At 62.9% G+C, this 18677-nt stretch carries 11 protein-coding genes and 1 pseudogene; 9 read left to right on the forward strand and 3 right to left on the reverse strand.

Going from position 1 to position 18677, the window contains the following annotated elements; translation table 11 throughout:
• The first annotated feature begins 66 nt into the window (after positions 1-66).
• On the forward strand, positions 67-3246 hold the full coding sequence (locus A2I95_RS13725; RefSeq protein ID WP_291730399.1) for a spondin domain-containing protein: 3180 nt from the start codon (positions 67-69) through the stop codon (positions 3244-3246).
• Positions 3247-3291: 45 nt separating this feature from the next.
• Here A2I95_RS13725 and A2I95_RS13730 read toward each other — a convergent pair whose 3' ends face one another.
• A complete protein-coding gene (locus tag A2I95_RS13730) occupies positions 3292-4887 on the reverse strand; it encodes a GMC family oxidoreductase (protein WP_291730400.1) in 1596 nt (531 codons plus the stop codon).
• 108 nt (positions 4888-4995) lie between these two features.
• On the opposite strand from A2I95_RS13730, the gene A2I95_RS13735 reads away from it, so the two are divergent.
• The 6 genes from A2I95_RS13735 to A2I95_RS13760 all read left to right on the forward strand — a co-directional run bounded on the left by A2I95_RS13735 (position 4996) and on the right by A2I95_RS13760 (position 11827).
• Positions 4996-6228, forward strand: a complete 1233-nt coding sequence (locus tag A2I95_RS13735; RefSeq protein WP_291730401.1) for a TRAP transporter substrate-binding protein — start codon at positions 4996-4998, stop codon at positions 6226-6228.
• Between the two features lie 97 nt (positions 6229-6325).
• Positions 6326-6994, forward strand: coding sequence for a TRAP transporter small permease (locus A2I95_RS13740; protein WP_291730402.1), 669 nt, complete (start codon positions 6326-6328; stop codon positions 6992-6994).
• Complete coding sequence (locus A2I95_RS13745) at positions 6994-8352, forward strand: TRAP transporter large permease (protein WP_291730403.1); 1359 nt, start codon at positions 6994-6996, stop codon at positions 8350-8352. Before A2I95_RS13740 ends, A2I95_RS13745 begins: the two co-directional genes overlap by 1 nt.
• 13 nt (positions 8353-8365) lie before the next feature.
• Complete coding sequence (locus A2I95_RS13750) at positions 8366-9139, forward strand: IclR family transcriptional regulator (RefSeq protein WP_291730404.1); 774 nt, start codon at positions 8366-8368, stop codon at positions 9137-9139.
• Between the two features lie 281 nt (positions 9140-9420).
• Positions 9421-10323 (forward strand): phosphate/phosphite/phosphonate ABC transporter substrate-binding protein, encoded by a 903-nt coding sequence (locus A2I95_RS13755; protein ID WP_291730405.1) that lies wholly within the window; start codon positions 9421-9423, stop codon positions 10321-10323.
• Between the two features lies 1 nt (position 10324).
• The gene (locus tag A2I95_RS13760; protein ID WP_291730406.1) at positions 10325-11827 is read left to right on the forward strand and encodes an ATP-binding protein; all 1503 of its coding nucleotides are present in this window, start codon (positions 10325-10327) and stop codon (positions 11825-11827) included.
• A 240-nt stretch (positions 11828-12067) separates the two neighbouring features.
• Here the strand turns inward: A2I95_RS13760 and A2I95_RS13765 are convergent.
• Positions 12068-12355: pseudogene (locus tag A2I95_RS13765) on the reverse strand (hypothetical protein); the annotation flags it as partial.
• A gap of 279 nt (positions 12356-12634) precedes the next feature.
• On the opposite strand from A2I95_RS13765, the gene A2I95_RS13770 reads away from it, so the two are divergent.
• Both A2I95_RS13770 and A2I95_RS13775 read left to right on the forward strand, forming a co-directional pair.
• Positions 12635-13675: an efflux RND transporter periplasmic adaptor subunit gene (locus tag A2I95_RS13770; RefSeq protein ID WP_291730408.1), complete on the forward strand. Its 1041-nt coding sequence runs from the start codon at positions 12635-12637 to the stop codon at positions 13673-13675.
• A gap of 10 nt (positions 13676-13685) precedes the next feature.
• Positions 13686-16727: an efflux RND transporter permease subunit gene (locus tag A2I95_RS13775; protein ID WP_291730409.1), complete on the forward strand. Its 3042-nt coding sequence runs from the start codon at positions 13686-13688 to the stop codon at positions 16725-16727.
• An 80-nt stretch (positions 16728-16807) separates the two neighbouring features.
• Here A2I95_RS13775 and A2I95_RS13780 read toward each other — a convergent pair whose 3' ends face one another.
• Complete coding sequence (locus A2I95_RS13780; RefSeq protein ID WP_291730410.1) at positions 16808-18091, reverse strand: replication initiation protein; 1284 nt, start codon at positions 18089-18091, stop codon at positions 16808-16810.
• Between the last annotated feature and the right edge of the window lie 586 nt (positions 18092-18677).

The raw sequence follows: 18677 nt of genomic DNA on the forward strand, positions 1-18677 counted from the left end.
CCCCTCACAGGTTCAATCGCAACCGTGCGCAAACGGAGCTGCGCCGGTGCTATTGGAGGAAAGACAATGACAGTACAAAACAACATGGGTCCGATCACCGGGACAGAAGGCCCGGACCCTCTCATCGGGACAAATGCCAGCGAGGAACTGCAGGGGCTGGGCGGCGATGACACCCTGACCGGTGGTTTGGGGGACGATACGCTGGACGGCGGCGCCGGGTCGGACACCGCGAATTACCGCGACATCGACGTGCCGGTCGCGGCAGCGCTGCGCACAGGCACCGCCACCCGCGAGACCGGCTTTGCGGTGGTGGTGGAGGATCAGCCGCTGGCGTCGCTGACCACAGACCAGTCCCCCGCGGATCTGGTGGACGAGGCCGCGGCTGGCAATCTTTACTACAACATTCACACCAATGACTTCCCCGGCGGCGAAATCCGCGGCCAGCTGCTGGTTGAAAGCGATGTCACCGAGGGCGGCATCCGCACGCTGACTCTGGTTGCCGATCTGGATGCCGCGCAGGAGCCGGACGGCGCAAGCGACTCCCAGGCCACTGGCCAGGGCCGGGTGGTGATCGTGATCGACGGCAGCAGCATCACCTACAGCTCGGACCTGTCGGTGACTGGCCTGGCCGCATCCGATCTGCTGCCGGTGGCAGGTGTCAGCGCCATCCACCTGCACAATGCCCCCGCCGGGCAGAACGGTCCGGTGATCACTGACATCGTGCAGGACGCAGGCGGTGACGTGAACGGGCTGGACGCCGGTGCCGATGACGGCAACGTCTTTGATGAAGTGGCTGAGACCGACACGCTGATCAGCATCGAAAATCTGGAAGGCTCCGATGACGGCGATGATCTGCGCGGAGACAATGGCGCCAATCTGCTGAACGGCAATGGCGGCGATGACATCCTCCGCGGACGCCGCGGCGATGATGAGCTGAACGGCGGTGATGGCAACGATGACCTGCGCGGCAACCGCGGCGCCGACACTTTGGACGGAGGCTCCGGCAACGACGTCTTGCGCGGTGGCCGCGGCAGCGATCAACTGGAAGGCGGCAGTGGGAATGACGACCTGCGCGGCGGCTCCGGCAACGACATCCTCAGCGGCGGCGGCGGCGTAGACACCATCGACGGCGGCGCGGGCATCGACACCAACTCCTTTGCCAATATCAATGCAGGCGCCGCAGATGCCTCAATCGCCGGTGTCACCGTGGTGCTGAACGCCGACGGCTCAGGCACGGCGTCCTACACCGGCGGCGGCGGCAACGGCCCGCTGATCGAGGAAGAGTTCACCGGCATTGAAAACATCACCGGCTCCTCCAACAGCGATGATATCCGCGCCTTGGGGGCCGCCCCCAACGCCATTGACGGCGGCGATGGCGACGACTTCATTGCGGGCGGCGGCGGCACCGATTTCCTGACCGGCGGCGAAGGCACCGACACCAACAGCTTCATCAACATCGGCGCTGAGGTGGTCGCTGATCTGGGCTCCGGCAGCGCGTCTTATCAGCCGAATGAAACCACCACCGTCTTTGAAAACTTCAGCGGGTTCGAGAACCTCGACGGCTCGGACAATGACGATCAGCTGTTCGGCGATAGCGGCGCCAACACCCTGACCGGCAATGACGGCGACGACCTGCTGGTGGGCCGCGGCGGCGCTGACGTGCTGGAGGGCGGCGACGGCAATGACATCCTGCGCGGCGGCGGCGGCGCTGACATCACCGACGGCGGCGCGGGCATCGACACTGCGGATTTCCAGGACATCGGCGCGGCTGTAATCGCCGACCTGAATTCCGGCGCCGCAGTCTATCAGGGGCCGAACGGCCCAGTGGTGGACACGCTCCTGAACATCGAAAACCTGACCGGTTCGTCGAACAACGACGTTCTGAACGGCGACGCAGGCGACAACCTGCTGGCCGGGGGCGCTGGCGGCGACACCATCAACGGCGGCGGCGGCAATGACGTGATCCGCGGCGATGCCATTGGCGATGGCGAGGCAATCACCGTCACCGTGACCAACACCCTGGATGAAGGCGGCACCTTCCTGACCCCGGTCTGGTTCGGCTTCCACGACGGCGAAAACTTTGACCTCTGGACTGATGGCGAGGCCGCCAGCGGCGGGCTGGAGCGCATTGCCGAAGACGGCAGCGTCGAAGGCATCGCCGCCGAGTTCAACCAGCAGGTCATCGACGGCGGCGTTGACGCCACCATCATCGGCGGCAGCGGCGCGCCGGGGCCGATCGATCCGGGCGAAAGCGCCAGCTTCACCCTCAATGTGAGTGCCGATCAGGTCGGCCAGGGTTTCTTTACCTGGGCCACGATGATCATCCCCTCCAACGATGCTTTCCTGGCTTCGCCCGACGATGCGCTGCAGGACTTCATCTTTGACGCCGACGGCAATTTTGCCGGGCCGCTGGTGATCGAACGCTTCGGCAGCGATGTGCTGGATGCCGGCACCGAGGTGAACACCGAAGAAGGTGCTGCCTTCCTCAACCAAACCGCCCGCGATCAGGGCACCGTCGAGAACGGCGTGGTCCGCCAGCACGAGGGTTTCAACGGCTCCGAAGGCCTCCCCGGCGGCACGCCAGTGAATGTCCTGGGCGGCACCACCGCTGCGGGCACCATCGTGGATCCGGTTGAGGGCGACTTCACCCGCAACGGCGGCGAGGAACAGCTGCTGCGCATCGTGGTCGACCTGGCCGAAGGCGGCGCCGATGTGCTGTCCGGCGGTGCAGGCAGCGACTATATCGACGGCGGACGGGGCAACGACCTGCTGCGCGGCCAGCGCGGCGCCGATACCCTGGACGGCGGCGATGGTGCGGATGTGCTGTTTGGCGGCCGCGGCGGCGACCTGGCCCAAGGCGGTGCAGGCAATGACCGGATCGAGGGCGGCCGCGGACGCGACACCCTGGACGGCGGCACTGGCAACGACCGCATCGAAGGCGGACGCGGGGCCGACGTGCTGACCGGGGGGGACGGCAATGACCAGCTGACGGGCGGCCGCGGCGCCGATACCTTTGTTTTCAACGAGGGCTTCGGCGATGACGTGATCCGCGACTTCAACACCGCTGCCGGCGGCGAGCTGCTGGATCTGTCTGGCGGAGGCTTTGGCTTTGACAGCTTTGACGATCTCTCCGGCGCGATCTCGCAGGACGGAGGCAATGCGCTGATCGACCTCGGAAGCGACGGATCGATCACCCTGCTGGATGTGCAGGCCTCAGCCCTGAGCGAGGACCATTTCCTGATCTAAAAAACCACAGGCGGCGGCAGTCTGCGGAGTGCCGCCGCCTCATTCTCAGTCAGCAGCCATCACCAGATCACTGGCCTTTTCCCCGATCATGATGGCCGGCGCGTTGGTGTTGCCCGAGACGATCTCGGGCATGATCGAGCAATCCGCCACCCGCAGCCCCTGCACCCCATGCACCCGCAGGTCCGCGTCCACCACCGCATCCGCTCCCTGCCCCATCTTGCAGGTGCCGGTGGGATGATAGATCGACACCGAATTGCCGCGCGCCCAGTCCAGCGTGCCCGCGTAATCCTCCATCTCCAGACTGGCATCGGGCCGGAACTCCGCGGCGATCTTCGACGCCAGCGGATTATGCCGGGCAATGCGCCGGGCAATCTTCACCCCGTCCACCAGGGTCCGGCAATCCGTCTCCGTCGCCAGATAGTTGGGGTGAATTTTCGGATAGCTTTTCGGATCCGGCCCATCCAGCCGGATCTCGCCGCGGCTTTCCGGCCGCAGCTGGCACACCGACATGGTGAAGGCTGAGAACGGATGCACCCCCTCGCCCGGACTGTCCGCCGACCAGGGCTGCACATGGAACTGGATGTCCGGCGTCGCGAGATCAGGCCGGGTTTTCATAAAACCGGTGGCCAGACTGGCGGCCATTGTCATCGGCCCGGCCCGGAACAGCGCGTATTTCAGCGCAATCCGCGCCTGATTGAACAGGCTGCGCACCTCGTCGTTCAGCGTCGGCTCATTGCATTTGTAGACCAGCCGCGCCTGCAGATGGTCCTGCAGCCCCTGCCCCACCCCCGGCAGATCCACCGCCACATCAACACCGTTGGCCTTCAGCTGCTCCGCCGGGCCGATCCCCGACAGCATCAGTGTCTGCGGCGAGTTGATGGCCCCCGCCGACAGGATCACCTCCTTGCGCGCCGTGATGCTCTGCCGCTGGCCGGCGCGGTCCAGATAGGTCACGCCAGTGACCCGGCGCCCGTCCAGATCGATCTTTTCCACCAGCGCATTTGTGATGATCTGCAGGTTGGCCCGCCCCCGCGCCGGTTTCAAAAACGCCACCGCAGCACTGCAGCGCCGCCCGTTGCGGGTGGTCAGCTGGAAATAGCCGACCCCCTCTTGCGCGGCACCATTGTAATCGGGGTTAAAGGGGTATCCCGCCTCCTGCGCCGCCGCCACCCAAGCATCGCAGATCGGGCGTTGAATACGCATGTTAGAGACTGTCAGCGGCCCGCCGGAGCCATGGAATTCATCCGAACCGCGCTCCTGATCCTCGGATCGTTTGAACAGGGGCAGCACATCGTCCCAGCCCCAGCCCTCGTTGCCCATCTGGCGCCAGCGGTCGTAATCCTCCTTTTGGCCGCGCACATACAAAAGACCGTTCAGCGAGGACGAACCGCCCAGAACCTTGCCCCGCGGCCAGTCGATCGACCGCCCGTTCAGCCCCGGATCTGCTTCCGTCTTGTAACACCAGTCAACAGACGGGTTGTGCATGGTTTTGAAGTAGCCGACCGGAATGTGGATCCAGGGGTTTGTGTCCCGTCCTCCGGCCTCCAGCAGCACCACCTTGTTGCGCGGATCCGCACTCAACCGGTTGGCAATCACGCAGCCCGAAGACCCTGCTCCGATAACAATGAAATCTGCTTCCACGACCCTCTCCCGACTCTGTCAGGAAAAAACTTCTATACAGATTGCATGAAATAAGCTAGCTATTTTTGATACCAAACGTCTCAATAATTGATCTTAGGGAGGAAAATTATGGGGGTCACCGACAAACTGAACCGCATATCGCGGCGGGATCTGTTCAAGGTTGCAGGCACTTACGGGATGAGCTCGACCCTGCTGGCGGCGGGCAGCTTTGGCGGCGCGATGAGCCTGGCGAATCTCGCCTCGGCAGCAGAATCGACTTACGAGCGGCGCTTTTCCAAGCCCGCCAAGCACACGCTGAAATTCGGCGCTTCGGGCTTTAACGCCCGCAACCTGCTGATCGAACGGGCCGGCGCGCTGGAGTTCGCCCGCGACCTTGAATCCCGCACCGATGGCGAGATCCGCATTGAATTCATCGGCGACAACCAGATCTGCGGCCAGCTGAGCTGTGTGGAGAAAACCCAGCAGGGCATCGTCGATATCTACGCCGCCTCAACCCAGAACTCGGCCGGCGGCGCGCCCTATCTGAACGTGCTGGACTATGCCTTCATGTTCCCCGGCCGCGCCTCGCAGTATCATTTCCTGTATCACCCCAAGAGCCAGGAAATTCTGCGCGACCCGCTGGAAAAACGCCACGGGCTGAAGTTCCTGTTCAGCCACTGTGAACTCCGCGGCATCCAGCTGGGCCTGAAATACAAAGACGCGCCCACCATCACCAAACTGGAGCAGCTGTTCGGCACCAAGAACCGTGTCACTGGCACCCAGCTGGGCCGCATCGCCATGAAGGCGCTGAACCTGAACCCGGTGCCGGTCGCCTGGGAGGAAACCCTCGACGGGCTGAAACAGGGCCTGATCGACGGCGCCGAAACCTGGGCCTCTGCGGTGGCCTACGCCAACATGTCGCCGGTGGTTTCGCAGTCGGTGGACCTCAAATTCTTCTGCGGCACCGAACATACCTCAATGTCGGCCAAGGTCTTTGACGGGCTCGAAGGCTACCTGCAGGACGCGGTGATGGAGAGCGCCTATTGGGCCCAGGCCCATGTCCAGGCCGCGAACGAGGCCGCACTGGTCAAAACCGTCGGCTTCTCCGACCCGCAGCTGCCGGGCACCATGTTCGTCGAACACAACGTGCGCCCCGCCTTCCTGCCGGACAGCGAAATCCGCATGGCCGAGGAAATGTGCTCGCCCGAGTTCCAGCCGCAGCTGTGGGAACAATGGCGCGACCGGCTGAACGGCTGGGCCGGCGGCATCGACACCTATCAGGAAATCTACAACATCGCGCGCGAAGTCGACAAAGACATGAAGCCCGAAAACGTGGAACCGCGCCGCTGGTGGAAGGGCTGACCGCTGCCTAGGCTGAAACAACGGGTTCCGGCGCCGCAAGACGCGCCGGGGCCTGCCCCTCCGGAACGGGAGACCGGGGGCTTCATGGGAGGAACGAATGACGCTCTGGTCTGATATCGGTGCGATTTTCAGCGCATTTGCATCGCAAGACAGCTGGGAAATCCGCAACGCCTTGCAAAGCAACGCCGCCTGGGTGCTGGGCACCATTGCAGCGGCCCTTGGCGGATTGCTGGTGATGCTGGTCTACCGGCTGGTGCCGCTGCTGGACCGCCACCTGGAGCGCACCATCATGGTGTGGAGCTATCTGGCCATTGCCTTCATCATCTTCTGGGGCGTGATCGACCGCTTTGTGTTCAAGAACCAGCAGCCCTGGTCCACCACCATCCCGCCGTTGCTGTTCATGGTGATGGCTTGGTTCGGCGCCGCCTTCAACGTGCGCCTGCGCACCCATCTCAGCTTCAATGAATTCCGCACCATTATGCCCCGCTGGGCGCAGATGGGCTGCCTGACGCTCGACGCGGTGCTGTGGTTCGGCTTTGCCGTCATTGTCTTTGTCACCACCACAAGGCTGACCGCCCTGTCGGCCTCGAACTTTCAGATCGTGCTGGGCACCGACAGCGTGCTGCAATGGTGGTTCCTGATCACCGCACCCCTGGCCTTTATCCTGATGATCGGCCGGGTGTTTGAAAACCTTGCCGATGACATCCGCAACTACCGCAGCGGCGCACCGCTGATCAAACAGGCCGTGATCGGAGGAGACGTGTAATGGATACAGGCACCTGGGTCACACTGATCTCGCTTGGGGTCACCTTCCTGTTTATGCTGGGCGTACCGGTGCTGCTGGTGATCGGCTATTGGGTGATCGGCTGCTCCTTTGTGCTGGGGCTGACGCTCGACAATATGGGCGCCGAGCTTCTGAACGTCTTCAACAAGGGCTTTGCCCTCTTGGCGATGCCGCTGTTCATTCTCACCGGCGACCTGATCAACCAGTCCGGCATCGCCCGGCGCCTGTCCGACTTTGCCTATGCCTGCCTTGGCTGGATGCGCGGCGGGCTGGCGATGGCCTCGCTCGGCGCCTGCGGGCTGTTTGCGGCGATTTCAGGCTCAAACTCGGCGACAACCGCCACTATCGGCTCAATGCTGCACCCGGAAATGGTCAAGGGCGGCTATGACGAGCGTTTCTCGGCCGCCACCGCCGCCGCAGGCGGCACCGTCGGCATCATCATCCCGCCCTCGATCATCTTCATCGTCTACGGCTTCCTGATGAACCTGCCGATCTCGGACCTGTTTGTCGCGGGCATCCTGCCCGGCGCCATGATGGTCGTCGGCATGCAGCTGGCCTGCTGGATCATCTGCCGCCGCAACGGCTGGGGCTTCCTGATCCCGCTGCAGCTGAACCGGGTGCTGAAAACCGCCTTCGGCGCCTGGCTCGGCTTCTTTGCCATCGGGCTGGTGCTCTGGGGCATCTACACCGGCAAATTCTCCCCCACCGAGGCGGCAGGCGTCACCGTCGGCTTCTGCGTCATCGCGGGTGTGCTGTCCTGGGTGGTGACCAAAGTCACCGGCGCCAGCAACGATAAAACCTGGGAGGAGAAATCCTATGCCGAGATGCTGGTGGTCGAAGGCTTCACCATCCCGCAGATCCCCTCAATCGTGGTGCGTTCAGCGCAGATCACCGGCATCCTGGCGCCGCTGATTGCAATCTCGGTGGTGATGCAGCAGATCCTGTCGCTGCTGGGCGCGCAGCAGACAATCGGCGATTTTGTCACCTCGATGGGCGGCTACCACGCGGTGCTGTTCACCTCGATGGTGATTGTGTTCTTCTCCGGCATGGTGCTGGAAAGCCTGCCGGTCACCATCATCCTCGCCCCCATCCTGGCCCCCATCGCGGCCTCGGTCGGGGTCGATCCGATCCACTTTTCGGTGATCTTCCTGGTCGGTGCTTCCATCGGTTTCATCACCCCGCCTTACGGGCTGAATCTCTATGTCGCGTCCGGCGTGACCGGTGTTCCGTATTTCCGCCTGCTCCGCTATACAGTCCCTTACCTCGCAGCCCTGATCGGGGTCTGGGTGCTGGTCTCACTGGTTCCCGACTTCGCGCTGGTGCTGCTGCCGGGCAAATAGGGATAAGGCGGCGATGGCAAAGGACGGGTCCGATAAGAAAGAGGGGCAAATCCCCACCAACCTGCGCCTTCTGGTGCTGCTGGAGGAGATCGCCCGCCGCGGCGTCGCCGTGAAACCGGCCGAAATGATCGAGGCAATGGGCCTGCCCAAGCCCACCGTTCACCGGCTGATGCAAACAGCCGAGAGTGAAGGCTTCCTGCAGCGCGACCTCGACGGCCGGGCCTACGGGCCCGGCCCCCGCCTGCGCCGGCTGGCGCTCAACACCATGTCGTCGGAACATCTGCGCACCGCCCGGCTCAGCATCCTCAAAAGCGTTGCCGAGGAACTGGGCGAGACCTGCAACCTGGCCACTCCCGACCGCGAGGGGATGATCTATCTCGACCGGGTGGAAACCAAATGGCCGCTGCGCATCCAGCTTCCGATCGGCACTCAGGTGCCGTTCCACTGCACCGCCAGCGGCAAGATGTATCTGTCGACCCTGAAACCCGCCACCCTGCAGGCCGTGCTGCACGCCCGGCCGCTGGAAGCAGTGACCGGGCAAAGCTGCACCGACCCGGCTGCGCTCAGCACTGAATTGGACGCCATCCGCAGCCGCGGCTATTCCACCGACGCCGAGGAGTTCATCTCCGGCATGGTCGCCGTCGCCGTGCCGGTGCGGGACACGCACAGCCGGCTCTTGGCCACATTGTCGGTGCACGCCCCGGTGCAGCGCCGCAGCCTGCAGGACCTGACGGATTTCCTGCCCGCCTTGCAAACAGCAGCGGCAGCCCTGTCTGACTTGGCCTAGTCGCCCCTGACTGGCCCGCCGGCGCAGCCGCTTCCCCTTTTCCCTGCACCTCTTGCACATGAACAGCGCGCAGCCGGCGCCCTGCCCTGACCCGGCCTGTCCGCATGCGCCACCGCGGGCCTGCGCCATGATCTCAGCAGCGGAGCCGCCGGGATTTCAAAAAACCGCCCTCCACTGAACGGCAGAACACAAGTTAAAAATCGACCTTTTACCTTTCGGTACGCAATTTATCCGATAATGAAGAATTCATCAGTCGCGCTGCGTTGCGAAAGGGGCCAACCATGCATTTCAAAAGACCGGTGTTTCTGCTCTGCCTTTGCCTGTGCCTTGGTCTGCTGACCAGCCGGACCGCCGCGGCACGCATGCTGGTGATCGGCACCATCAGCGACGAGCCGGTCAAGGAAACCCGCGCCTTCCTGCCATTTGCCCGGCATCTGGCAGCGCAGCTGCAGGATCAGGGTGTCACTGGCGGCAGCGTCACCATTGCGCGCGACATCACCCACATGTCGGAACTTCTGCGCACAGGGGCTGTCGACATTTACATCGACAGCCCGCTGGTATCGCTTGCGGTCCGCGCCAAATGCGGCAGCCGCCTTCTGGCCCGCCGGTGGAAAAAGGGAACCGCCCAATACCAATCCGTTATCTTTGCCCGCCGGGACAGCGGCATCCGGTCGCTTGAGGACCTCGAAGGCAAGCTGGTCGCCTTCGAGGAACCGTTTTCCTCCAGCGGCTATTTCCTGCCGCGGCTGGCCATCGGGGACCAGATCGCCCCTCTGGCCGCTCTCCCCAGCCCCCGGGCCGCGCGCCCGGACAGCGGCGGCGCCTATGTCTTTTCCGGCGACGACGAAAACACCATCGAATGGGTGCTGCGCGGGCTGGTGGATGCCGGCGCCATGTCGTTGCGCGGCCTGAAAATGCATGCGGGCGGCGATTTTGACGATCTTGCAATCATTCTGGAAACCAAAGCCATCCCGCGCCATGTCGTCAGCGTTCCGCCTGATGTCCCCGCCGCGTTTTCCCAGGTGCTGCTGGCAGTGCTGACAACCATGGATCAATCCGCAGCAGGCCGCAGCGCTTTGCTGAGCTTTGAGAGAACCGCCAAATTCGATCCTATACCTGCACCCACGCTGAACCTGCTGAAGAAATTCCAGGCTCCGGTTGCGCTTCTCATCGGCGGAGGCTGATTTGCTTGGCTCCAGCCTCAGAACCAAACTGGTGGTCTACACTGTTCTGATCGTACTGGCGGTGGCCGGCGCAATTGCTGCCATTTCGGTCACGCTTGCCCACCGGACCTCAGCCGAAGCCTATGAACAGCATGTGACCGATCTGGCCAAAACCCTGGGCGAAGCCGTGCTTGAACCGCTTTATGAGTTAGATATCAAACAGTTAAGGCAACAAGCCGGGGCTGCATTGGCCAGCGAGGGGGCCATGCGCGCCTTGATCCTGGATGCCGGCACCCGGGTGCTGACAGATGGCACCGACGGCAATCTATTGCGCGGCCAGCGGTTTGCAGATCCCGTTCTGCGCTCCGCTGTCGATCACAAGCAGTGGACGGCCCTGACAGGCGGCGGCCGGATCAGAGTGGCGGGTCCGGTTCTGGCAACGGCGGACACCCGGCTTGGCTATGTGGTGCTTGAGTTCTCCACCGCCCGGCTGGATCAGGAATGGAAGGCGCATGTCGGCCGGATCCTGCTGCTGTCCGGATTTTGCGCGCTGTTTGCATCTGCTGCCGCCCTCATCATGGCCAACCGGATCACCCGGCCGGTCAAGCGTCTGACTGCCTTTGCGGACAGCATCCGCCAGGGCAGCCGGCCTCAGGACGTCCCCGATTGCGGCCGCGACGAAATCGGCCGTCTGGCCTTGGCTTTCGCCGAGGTGCTGACCCATCTCGACCGCAGCAATGCAGACTTGACGGAACTTACTGCCTCGCTTGAGGACAAGGTAAAAGAACGAACCCGCGCGGCTGAGGCAGGGAACAAAGCCAAGTCCGAATTTCTGGCCACCATGAGCCACGAGATCAGAACACCGATGAACGGGGTTCTGGGAATGGCATCTTTGCTGGAGGAAACGGAGTTGGACGAGGACCAGGCGCTTTATGCCCGGACCATATCGGAATCCGGTGAAGCCTTGCTGGAAATCATCAACGAAATACTCGATTTTTCCAAAATCGAGTCCGGCAAGCTGGAACTCAGAAGTCAGCCGCTTGATCTTCGCGACCTGCTTTCGGGCGTTGTCCGGATGCTGGAACCCAAAGCGGCGGAAAGCCGGGTGGCCTTGCGGCTGGAGTATGATCCGGCCTTGCCCGCAGGCATTCTGGGAGACGAGGGGCGCATACGGCAGATCATCGTCAACCTGGTCGGCAACGCCGTGAAATTCACAGAGGAAGGGGCCGTGACAGTCAAAGTCACCGGAACCAGCATGGCCTCTCAAACCCGGCTTAACATCGCTGTCGAAGACACCGGGATCGGTATACCCGAAGACAAGCTGGCCAGCGTCTTCAATGCGTTTTCCCAGGTCAACAGTTCCGCAACCCGGGATTTCGGCGGAACCGGTCTGGGGCTGGGCATCGCCTGCCGCCTGGCACATCTGATGGGCGGCGAAATTGATGTGCGCTCCAAACTTGGGAAAGGTTCCACGTTCACGTTCAGCTGTACATTCTCCACAGTCCGGGATTCTGTTACCGGATAAGGCAGAAACCCGCCGGTAAGCCCTTCCCGGGTGTTCATCACAGCAAGCAATTCGGAAATTCACCGCTGTGAACGCCACGTTTCAGCCTCTTTGGATTTTAAAGCCAGACGATAACGGCTGCGGCGGGTCGATGGCGGGCAAGAACATCTTTGGGCACCTCTCGCAACGGGCCGCGTCAGGTCGCCAGCCCTGCAGCTACTTGCGCAGCAATCAATGAAAGGGAAACATGATTGCCAGATGATCCGATTGTTCAGCGGTCAATCCTTCCATGATCCGAGCGAAGGCACCCTTACCGCGCCACCGTTTCGAGCGTTCACCGTGCTACGCCGCTCCGCCGGGGCGACAGCCCCGCCTCACTGGACGGGCGATACTCCTTCAGCGCATCAGACCAGCGCAAACCGGCGCGGCTCATAAAGATAGTCCTGCTGAGAACATGTCTGTCACCCACGCGCGGCTTGCCATGTTCTTGGGAAAACACCGCCGCAACCGAGCCATCTGCTCATCGGTCAGCCAGAAAAGATTGCTCACCATACCTCCTGAAATTCAGGCGCTTGAAACAGTACACTGAAACGGCGGCAACCGAATCAATGGGTCCAATGCTATCGTGCTGCCGGAAAACCGCATGCCCCTTGGAAACCGTTGCATTGTGATCTCCTTCACAGGAAAGTCCCCGCAACTGAGCTATAGGCCGCAAATTCCCCGGCAGGCTGGCGCACAGGCCGGTGTCCGGGCCGATTGCGCAACCGGGCGTGACAACAAAACAATGATGCGGACAGGCGGCAAAACCGCCCGGAAGGAGTGACTGAAATGCGTTGGAGCAAATCCCTTGCTGTTGCGGGCGGTTTTGCCGCCCTTTCCGCGGTAGCCGCGGCCCAGGAGCCGCTGAAACCCGTGAAACTGCTTCAGACTTCATCGGACTCCCTGCTGCTGGAGCGGCAGTTCTTTGGCCAGGTTGCTGCCAAACAGACGGTTGATCTGGCCTTCCAGGTCGGCGGGCAGATCCTGAAATTCCCGGTCACCGAAGGCGGCGCCGTTGCCCAGGGCGGCTTGATCGCCGAACTGGACCTGGAGCCGTTCGAGCTGCAGCTGGAACAGGCCCAGCTGCGCAAGGAACAGGCCGACCGAACGGTTGTGCGGCTGGAAAAGCTGACCGGCACCGTCAGCCAGGTGTCGATCGACGACGCCGAGACCGAGGCGGGCCTGGCCCGTGTCGCCCTGCGCGACGCCGAATATGCGCTAGGCCATGCGACCCTGAATGCCCCCTTTGATGCGCTGGTCTCCAGCCGCGAGGTCGAACAGTTCACCACCATCAGCGCCGGCACTCCGGTTGTGCGGCTGCACGACATGTCCGAACTGCACATCAAGGTCGACGTCCCCGAGGTGCTGTTCCAACAGGCCGATCAAAGCGATGTGCTGACTATTGTGGCGAACTTCCCCGGTCAGGACACGGACTATCCGCTGGAAATCCTGGAATTCGATGCCGAGGCCAGCAGCGTCGGCCAGACCTACCGTGTGACCTTTCGCCTGACCCCGCCCGAAGACCGCCAGATCCTGCCCGGCGCCTCGGCAACGGTGAATGTGCGTGTCGACACTGGCGATGCGGCGATCCGGGTGCCCGGCACCGCGCTGGTGGCGGCCGCCGATGGCAGCACCGGGGTCATGGTCTTTGCCCCCGCAGGCGCCGAAGACGGCACCGTCACCTGGACCCCGGTAAAGGTCGAGGCAAGCCAGAACGGAGACTTCCGGATTGCGGACGGCCTCGCCGGCGGCGAGGAGATCGTGCTGACCGGCGGCTCCGCGCTGAAAGACGGCCAGCAGGTCAGCCGCTTCACCGGCTTCGGCAACTGAGGGCAAACGCATGGACATCGCACGCGGGTCGATCAACCGGCCGCTTTACACCTGGCTCATCATGCTTGCCGCCCTGCTCGGCGGGATCTGGGGCTTTTTGAACCTGGGCCGCCTGGAAGACCCGGCCTTTACCATCAAATCCGCCGTCATCGCGACCCAGTACCCCGGCGCCAGCAGCGCCCAGGTGGCGCTGGAGGTCTCGGAAGCGCTGGAATCGGCGATCCAGAAAATGGGCGAGGTGAAACTGATCACCTCAGTGAACCGGCCCGGCCATTCGCTGATCGAAGTGGAGATGCAGGACACTTACGACGGCACCGAGCTGCCTGCGATCTGGACCAAACTGCGCGCCGAGGTCCGCGATGCGGCCCGCGCCCTGCCCGATGGCGTCAGCCAGCCATACGTCAATGACGGCTTTGGCGATGTGTTCGGCCTGTTCTACGCGGTCACCGCCGAGGGCTACACCGACGCCGAGAAACACGAGCTGGCAACCTACCTGCGGCGCGAGCTGCTGACGGTGGACGGGGTCGCCGATGTCGAAATCGCCGGCCTGCCGCAAGAAGCGGTGTTTGTCGAGCCGAAGATGGCGGTTGCGGTCAATCAGAACATCCCGATTGACGCCATCAACAGCGCTTTGGCCAATGCCAACTCGGTCCGCCCGGCCGGCAGTCTTGAGGCCGGTCCCGCGGACACCCGGCTCAGCGCCCCGGAAGGCTCGGACTCGGTCACGGAAATTGCGGGCCTCACCATCGGCTCGCAGGGCGAAGTGGTCAATGTCATCGACATGGCCGACGTCCACCGCGGCCGCATCAGCGACCCGGACCTGCTGATCCGCTTTGACGGGGTTGAGGCCTTTACCCTGGGCATTGCCGGGCTGGCCACCGAAAACATCGTCGAAGTGGGCCAGAACGTGGATGCCAAACTGGCGGCACTGGACAGCCGGATCCCCTTTGGCGTGGACCTGAAACCGATCTATCAGCAGCATGTGGTGGTCGAGCAGGCCTCCAACGACTTCCTTGTGAACCTGGCGATGTCGGTCAGCATTGTTGTGGTGGTTCTGGCCCTGTTCATGGGCTGGCGCGCCGCCGTGGTGGTGGGCTCCACGCTGCTGCTGACCGTGGTCGGCACGCTGTTTTTCATGAACCTGTTCTCGATCGAGATGGAGCGGATTTCACTTGGCGCGCTGATCATCGCCATGGGGATGCTGGTGGATAACGCCATCGTTGTCGCCGAGGGGATGCAAATCTCCATGCTGCGCGGGAAAAACTCCCGCGAGGCCGCGCATGACGCTGCCTCGAAAACCCAGATCCCGCTGCTGGGCGCCACGGTGATCGGCATCATGGCCTTTGCCGGCATCGGCCTCAGCCCCGATTCTTCGGGCGAATTCCTGTTCTCGCTGTTTGCGGTCATCGCGATTTCGCTGCTGCTCAGCTGGCTGCTGGCGCTGACCGCAACACCGCTGCTGGGCCACTATTTCTTCAAACAGGGCACAGAAGACAGCAAAGACGCCTACAGCGGCCTCCTGTTCCGCACCTATGGCAAGATCCTGGCGGCGGCGCTGAAACTGCGCTGGCTGGTGGTGGCCGGGCTGGCGGGCATCACCGTTGTCTGCTTCATCGGTTTCGGCCAGGTGAAACAGCAGTTCTTCCCGGACTCCAACACGCCGCTGTTCTTTGTCCACTACAAGCTGCCGCAGGGCACCTCGATCCAGGCAACGTCCAAGCACCTGAAGGTGTTCGAGGACTGGCTCGCCGAACGCGATGACGTGGTCTCGGTTGCCTCCTTCACCGGCCAGGGCGCCACCCGCTTCATGCTGACCTATTCAGCCGAAAAGCCGAACCCCAGCTACGGCCATCTGATCATCCGCACCGAAACCCTTGATGCGATCCCGCCGCTGCAGGCCGATCTTGAAGCCTTCGGCCAGGCACAGTTCCCCGAGGGCGAATTCCGCACCAAACGGCTGGTCTTCGGCCCCGGCGGCGGCGACCCGATCCAGGTGCGCTTCTCCGGCCCCGACCCGCGCATCCTGCGTGATCTGGGAGAGGAGGCGAAACAGCGGCTTGAGGCGGCCTCCGCCGATATCCTGACCCCGCGCCACAACTGGCGCGAACAGGAGCCGGTGCTGAAGCCGGTCTATGCCACCGACCGGGCGCAAACCGCCGGCGTCACCCGCGAAAACATCGCCGATGCGCTGCAGTTTTCCACCGACGGGCTGCAGATGGGAGTGTTCCGCGAACGCGACCGGCTGATCCCCATCGTCGTCCGCCGCGCGCCGCAGGAGCCCTACAACATCTATGATCAGGTGGTGTTCTCTTCGTCGGCCGGCAAGTTTGTGCCGCTGGAGCAGATGATCGACGGCGTTGATGTGGTGATTGAAAACACTCTGGTGCACCGCCGCGACCGGCTGCCGACCCTGACCGTCGGCGCCGATATCCCGCCGGATCTGACCGCCGCCACCGTCTTTGCCGAGGTGCAGGAGACCATCGAAGCGATGGACATTCCGCCGGGTTACCTGATGGAATGGGGCGGCGAGCACGAAAGCTCGGGCGATGCGAATGAGTCCTTGGGCAAGCAGCTGCCGGTGACGCTGCTGATCATGGTGCTGATCTCGGTGCTGCTGTTCAATGCGGTCCGCCAGCCGGTGATCATCTGGCTCCTGGTGCCGATGTCGGTGAACGGCGTGGTGATCGGGCTTCTGGGCACCGGCTTCCCCTTCACCTTCACTGCGCTTCTGGGGCTGCTCAGCCTGTCGGGGATGCTGATCAAGAACGGCATTGTCCTGGTCGAGGAAATCGACCTGGTGCGCGAAACCGGCCTGCCCCTGCGCGACGCCATCGTCGAGGCATCGGTGTCGCGTCTGCGCCCGGTGATGCTGGCCGCGGTCACAACGATCCTTGGCATGGCGCCCTTGCTGACCGACGCCTTCTTTGTGTCGATGGCGATCACCATCATGGGCGGCCTGGCTTTTGCCACCGTGCTCACCCTGGTGGCCGCGCCGGTGTTCTACCTGATCTTCTTCCGGCGGGTGGAAAAACAGGAAATGGCGGGGGTTTGACCCTCCGCCATCTGCAAATCCGGGCAAGTGTCAGGCCTGCCGCCTGATCCTGCAGGGCCGCTTGCCATAAGCGGCCCGCCCTACCCTGCCAGATCCTCCAGCGCACCAGGGATCAGCTCTTCCCAGAATTCCGCCATCTCACCGGCCAGCAGCGCCGCAGCCCAGCCCCGGTTGCGGAATTCCTCGCGGTCGATCTCTGTTTCCAGGCGGCTCAGGAACAGCCGCTTGTCCGCGTCTCTCTGCGTCGGCGAGCGCCCGGCGGCCAGATCCCGGATCCGCTCCAGCCGTTGCGCCCGCAATGACCGCTCCCGCGCCTTGGCTGCATCCTCAGCCGCCTCAAGCCTGGCCGCCTCGGCTTCCGCCGCACGGCGCGCCTCAGCCGCCGCCAGAACCTCGGGCGGCAGCTCTTTTACGGTCTCCGCGGGCGTATCCTTGTAGTCATCCCGCAGCGCCGCACTCAGATAGCGCACCGGGCTGTCCACGCCCTTCTTGCCCTTCAGATAGCCGACCTTCTCGGCGACATAATCCTCGCCATGCTCGGCAATCCACTGCCGCGCCAGCCGGTCGCTGACGCCCAGGCCGATCAGCTGGCTGTAAACAGCCCCCTGCCGCACCCCTGCCCCGTCATCAATGTCCAGCATCGCCAGCTGCGGGTTTTCCTTGATCAGAAACCGCACCTCGGCCACCTGCCGCCCCATCTTCTTGAACTCCGGCGTCAGCAGAATGTTCGAGGTCTTGTTCACCTCTGCCACCGCCGGTTTGATGATCTTCGCGTTCAGGTGCTTGAAACTCTCGTAATAGGTGCTGCCCTCCACCCCCATCAGGCGGCGGAACAGCGCAATATCCCACCAGCCGGTCGACCCCGTGCGCACAAAGCGGTAGCAGTTTTCATAGAGCGCCAGCGCATGACCGCTGGTGAACCGCCGCTGGATGTTCAGATTGATCAGGGCAAAGACCTTGGGGTCATGCAGCTTCTCCGCCAGCGCCGGGCTATAGGCATATTCGCACACGCCCCCCGCCAGCTTGGCATAAGACAACAGCGAGCTGACGCCCCATTCCTGCCGCCCCTGCTCATCCAGCATATCCCATTCCGCCACCGTCTCCGCCAGCGAGCGCAGCGACTGTTTCAGCGTCTCCATGTCGTTGGAGTTATACCCCACCATCATGCACAGCGTCTGCGCATCGATCTGATGCTTGGGTTTTGAGATCAGCGTGTCATATGCATTCAGCAGCAGCACATTCGACAGCTTGCGCTGCAGCAGCGTCAGCTTGCCGGACACATGAATGGCCGCCACATTCTTCTTCACCGACCCCCGGCGCAAGGGGCCTGTCAGCTTGTTGTGCGGGATGTCTTTGGCGTCCATCGCCCTGCCCTCCTGCCCCTTTTCCGGTCTTTGCGACTCTGCGGGACCTGCCTAGGCGGTACTATGACGTAAAAGGAACCCGCGCTCAATCCTGCTTTGGGCACCCGTTTACGGGAAAGCCCCGTCCCGCAAACGGGTACCTTTACCCGTTCTCTCCGGTTTCAGGTGCCATTCAGCGCTGGTTTCCACCGTTTTCCGGCTAGTATGGGACCTGAAACCGCCTGATTTACGGCCTGCGAGTCGCGGGTGCCTGTCTTCCTGCGAATCGGGGCCCTTGGTCCCGCAGACGGGTACCAATGCTCCTGCAAACGGGTTCCTTTCATACCGGAAGCAGGTCCGCAAACATACCTAACCATCTGATAAATAATTACTTACTAGGCTTAAAGATTCTAAACTGAATCAAAGATTCACAACATTTCAACCTGTTTGTGCCATAGTGATTATCGGGGAACAAAGACATATACAGCGGGGAAGCCGGACGGCCGCGCCAAACAGATGCGTTGCCAGATAATGATTCACTCTCTCCCCAGGATGTGCGACAAAACCAAGGATAACACGCCAAACAGGCGATTTACCCGAGGCACAT

The organism is Leisingera sp. F5, from assembly GCF_001593695.1.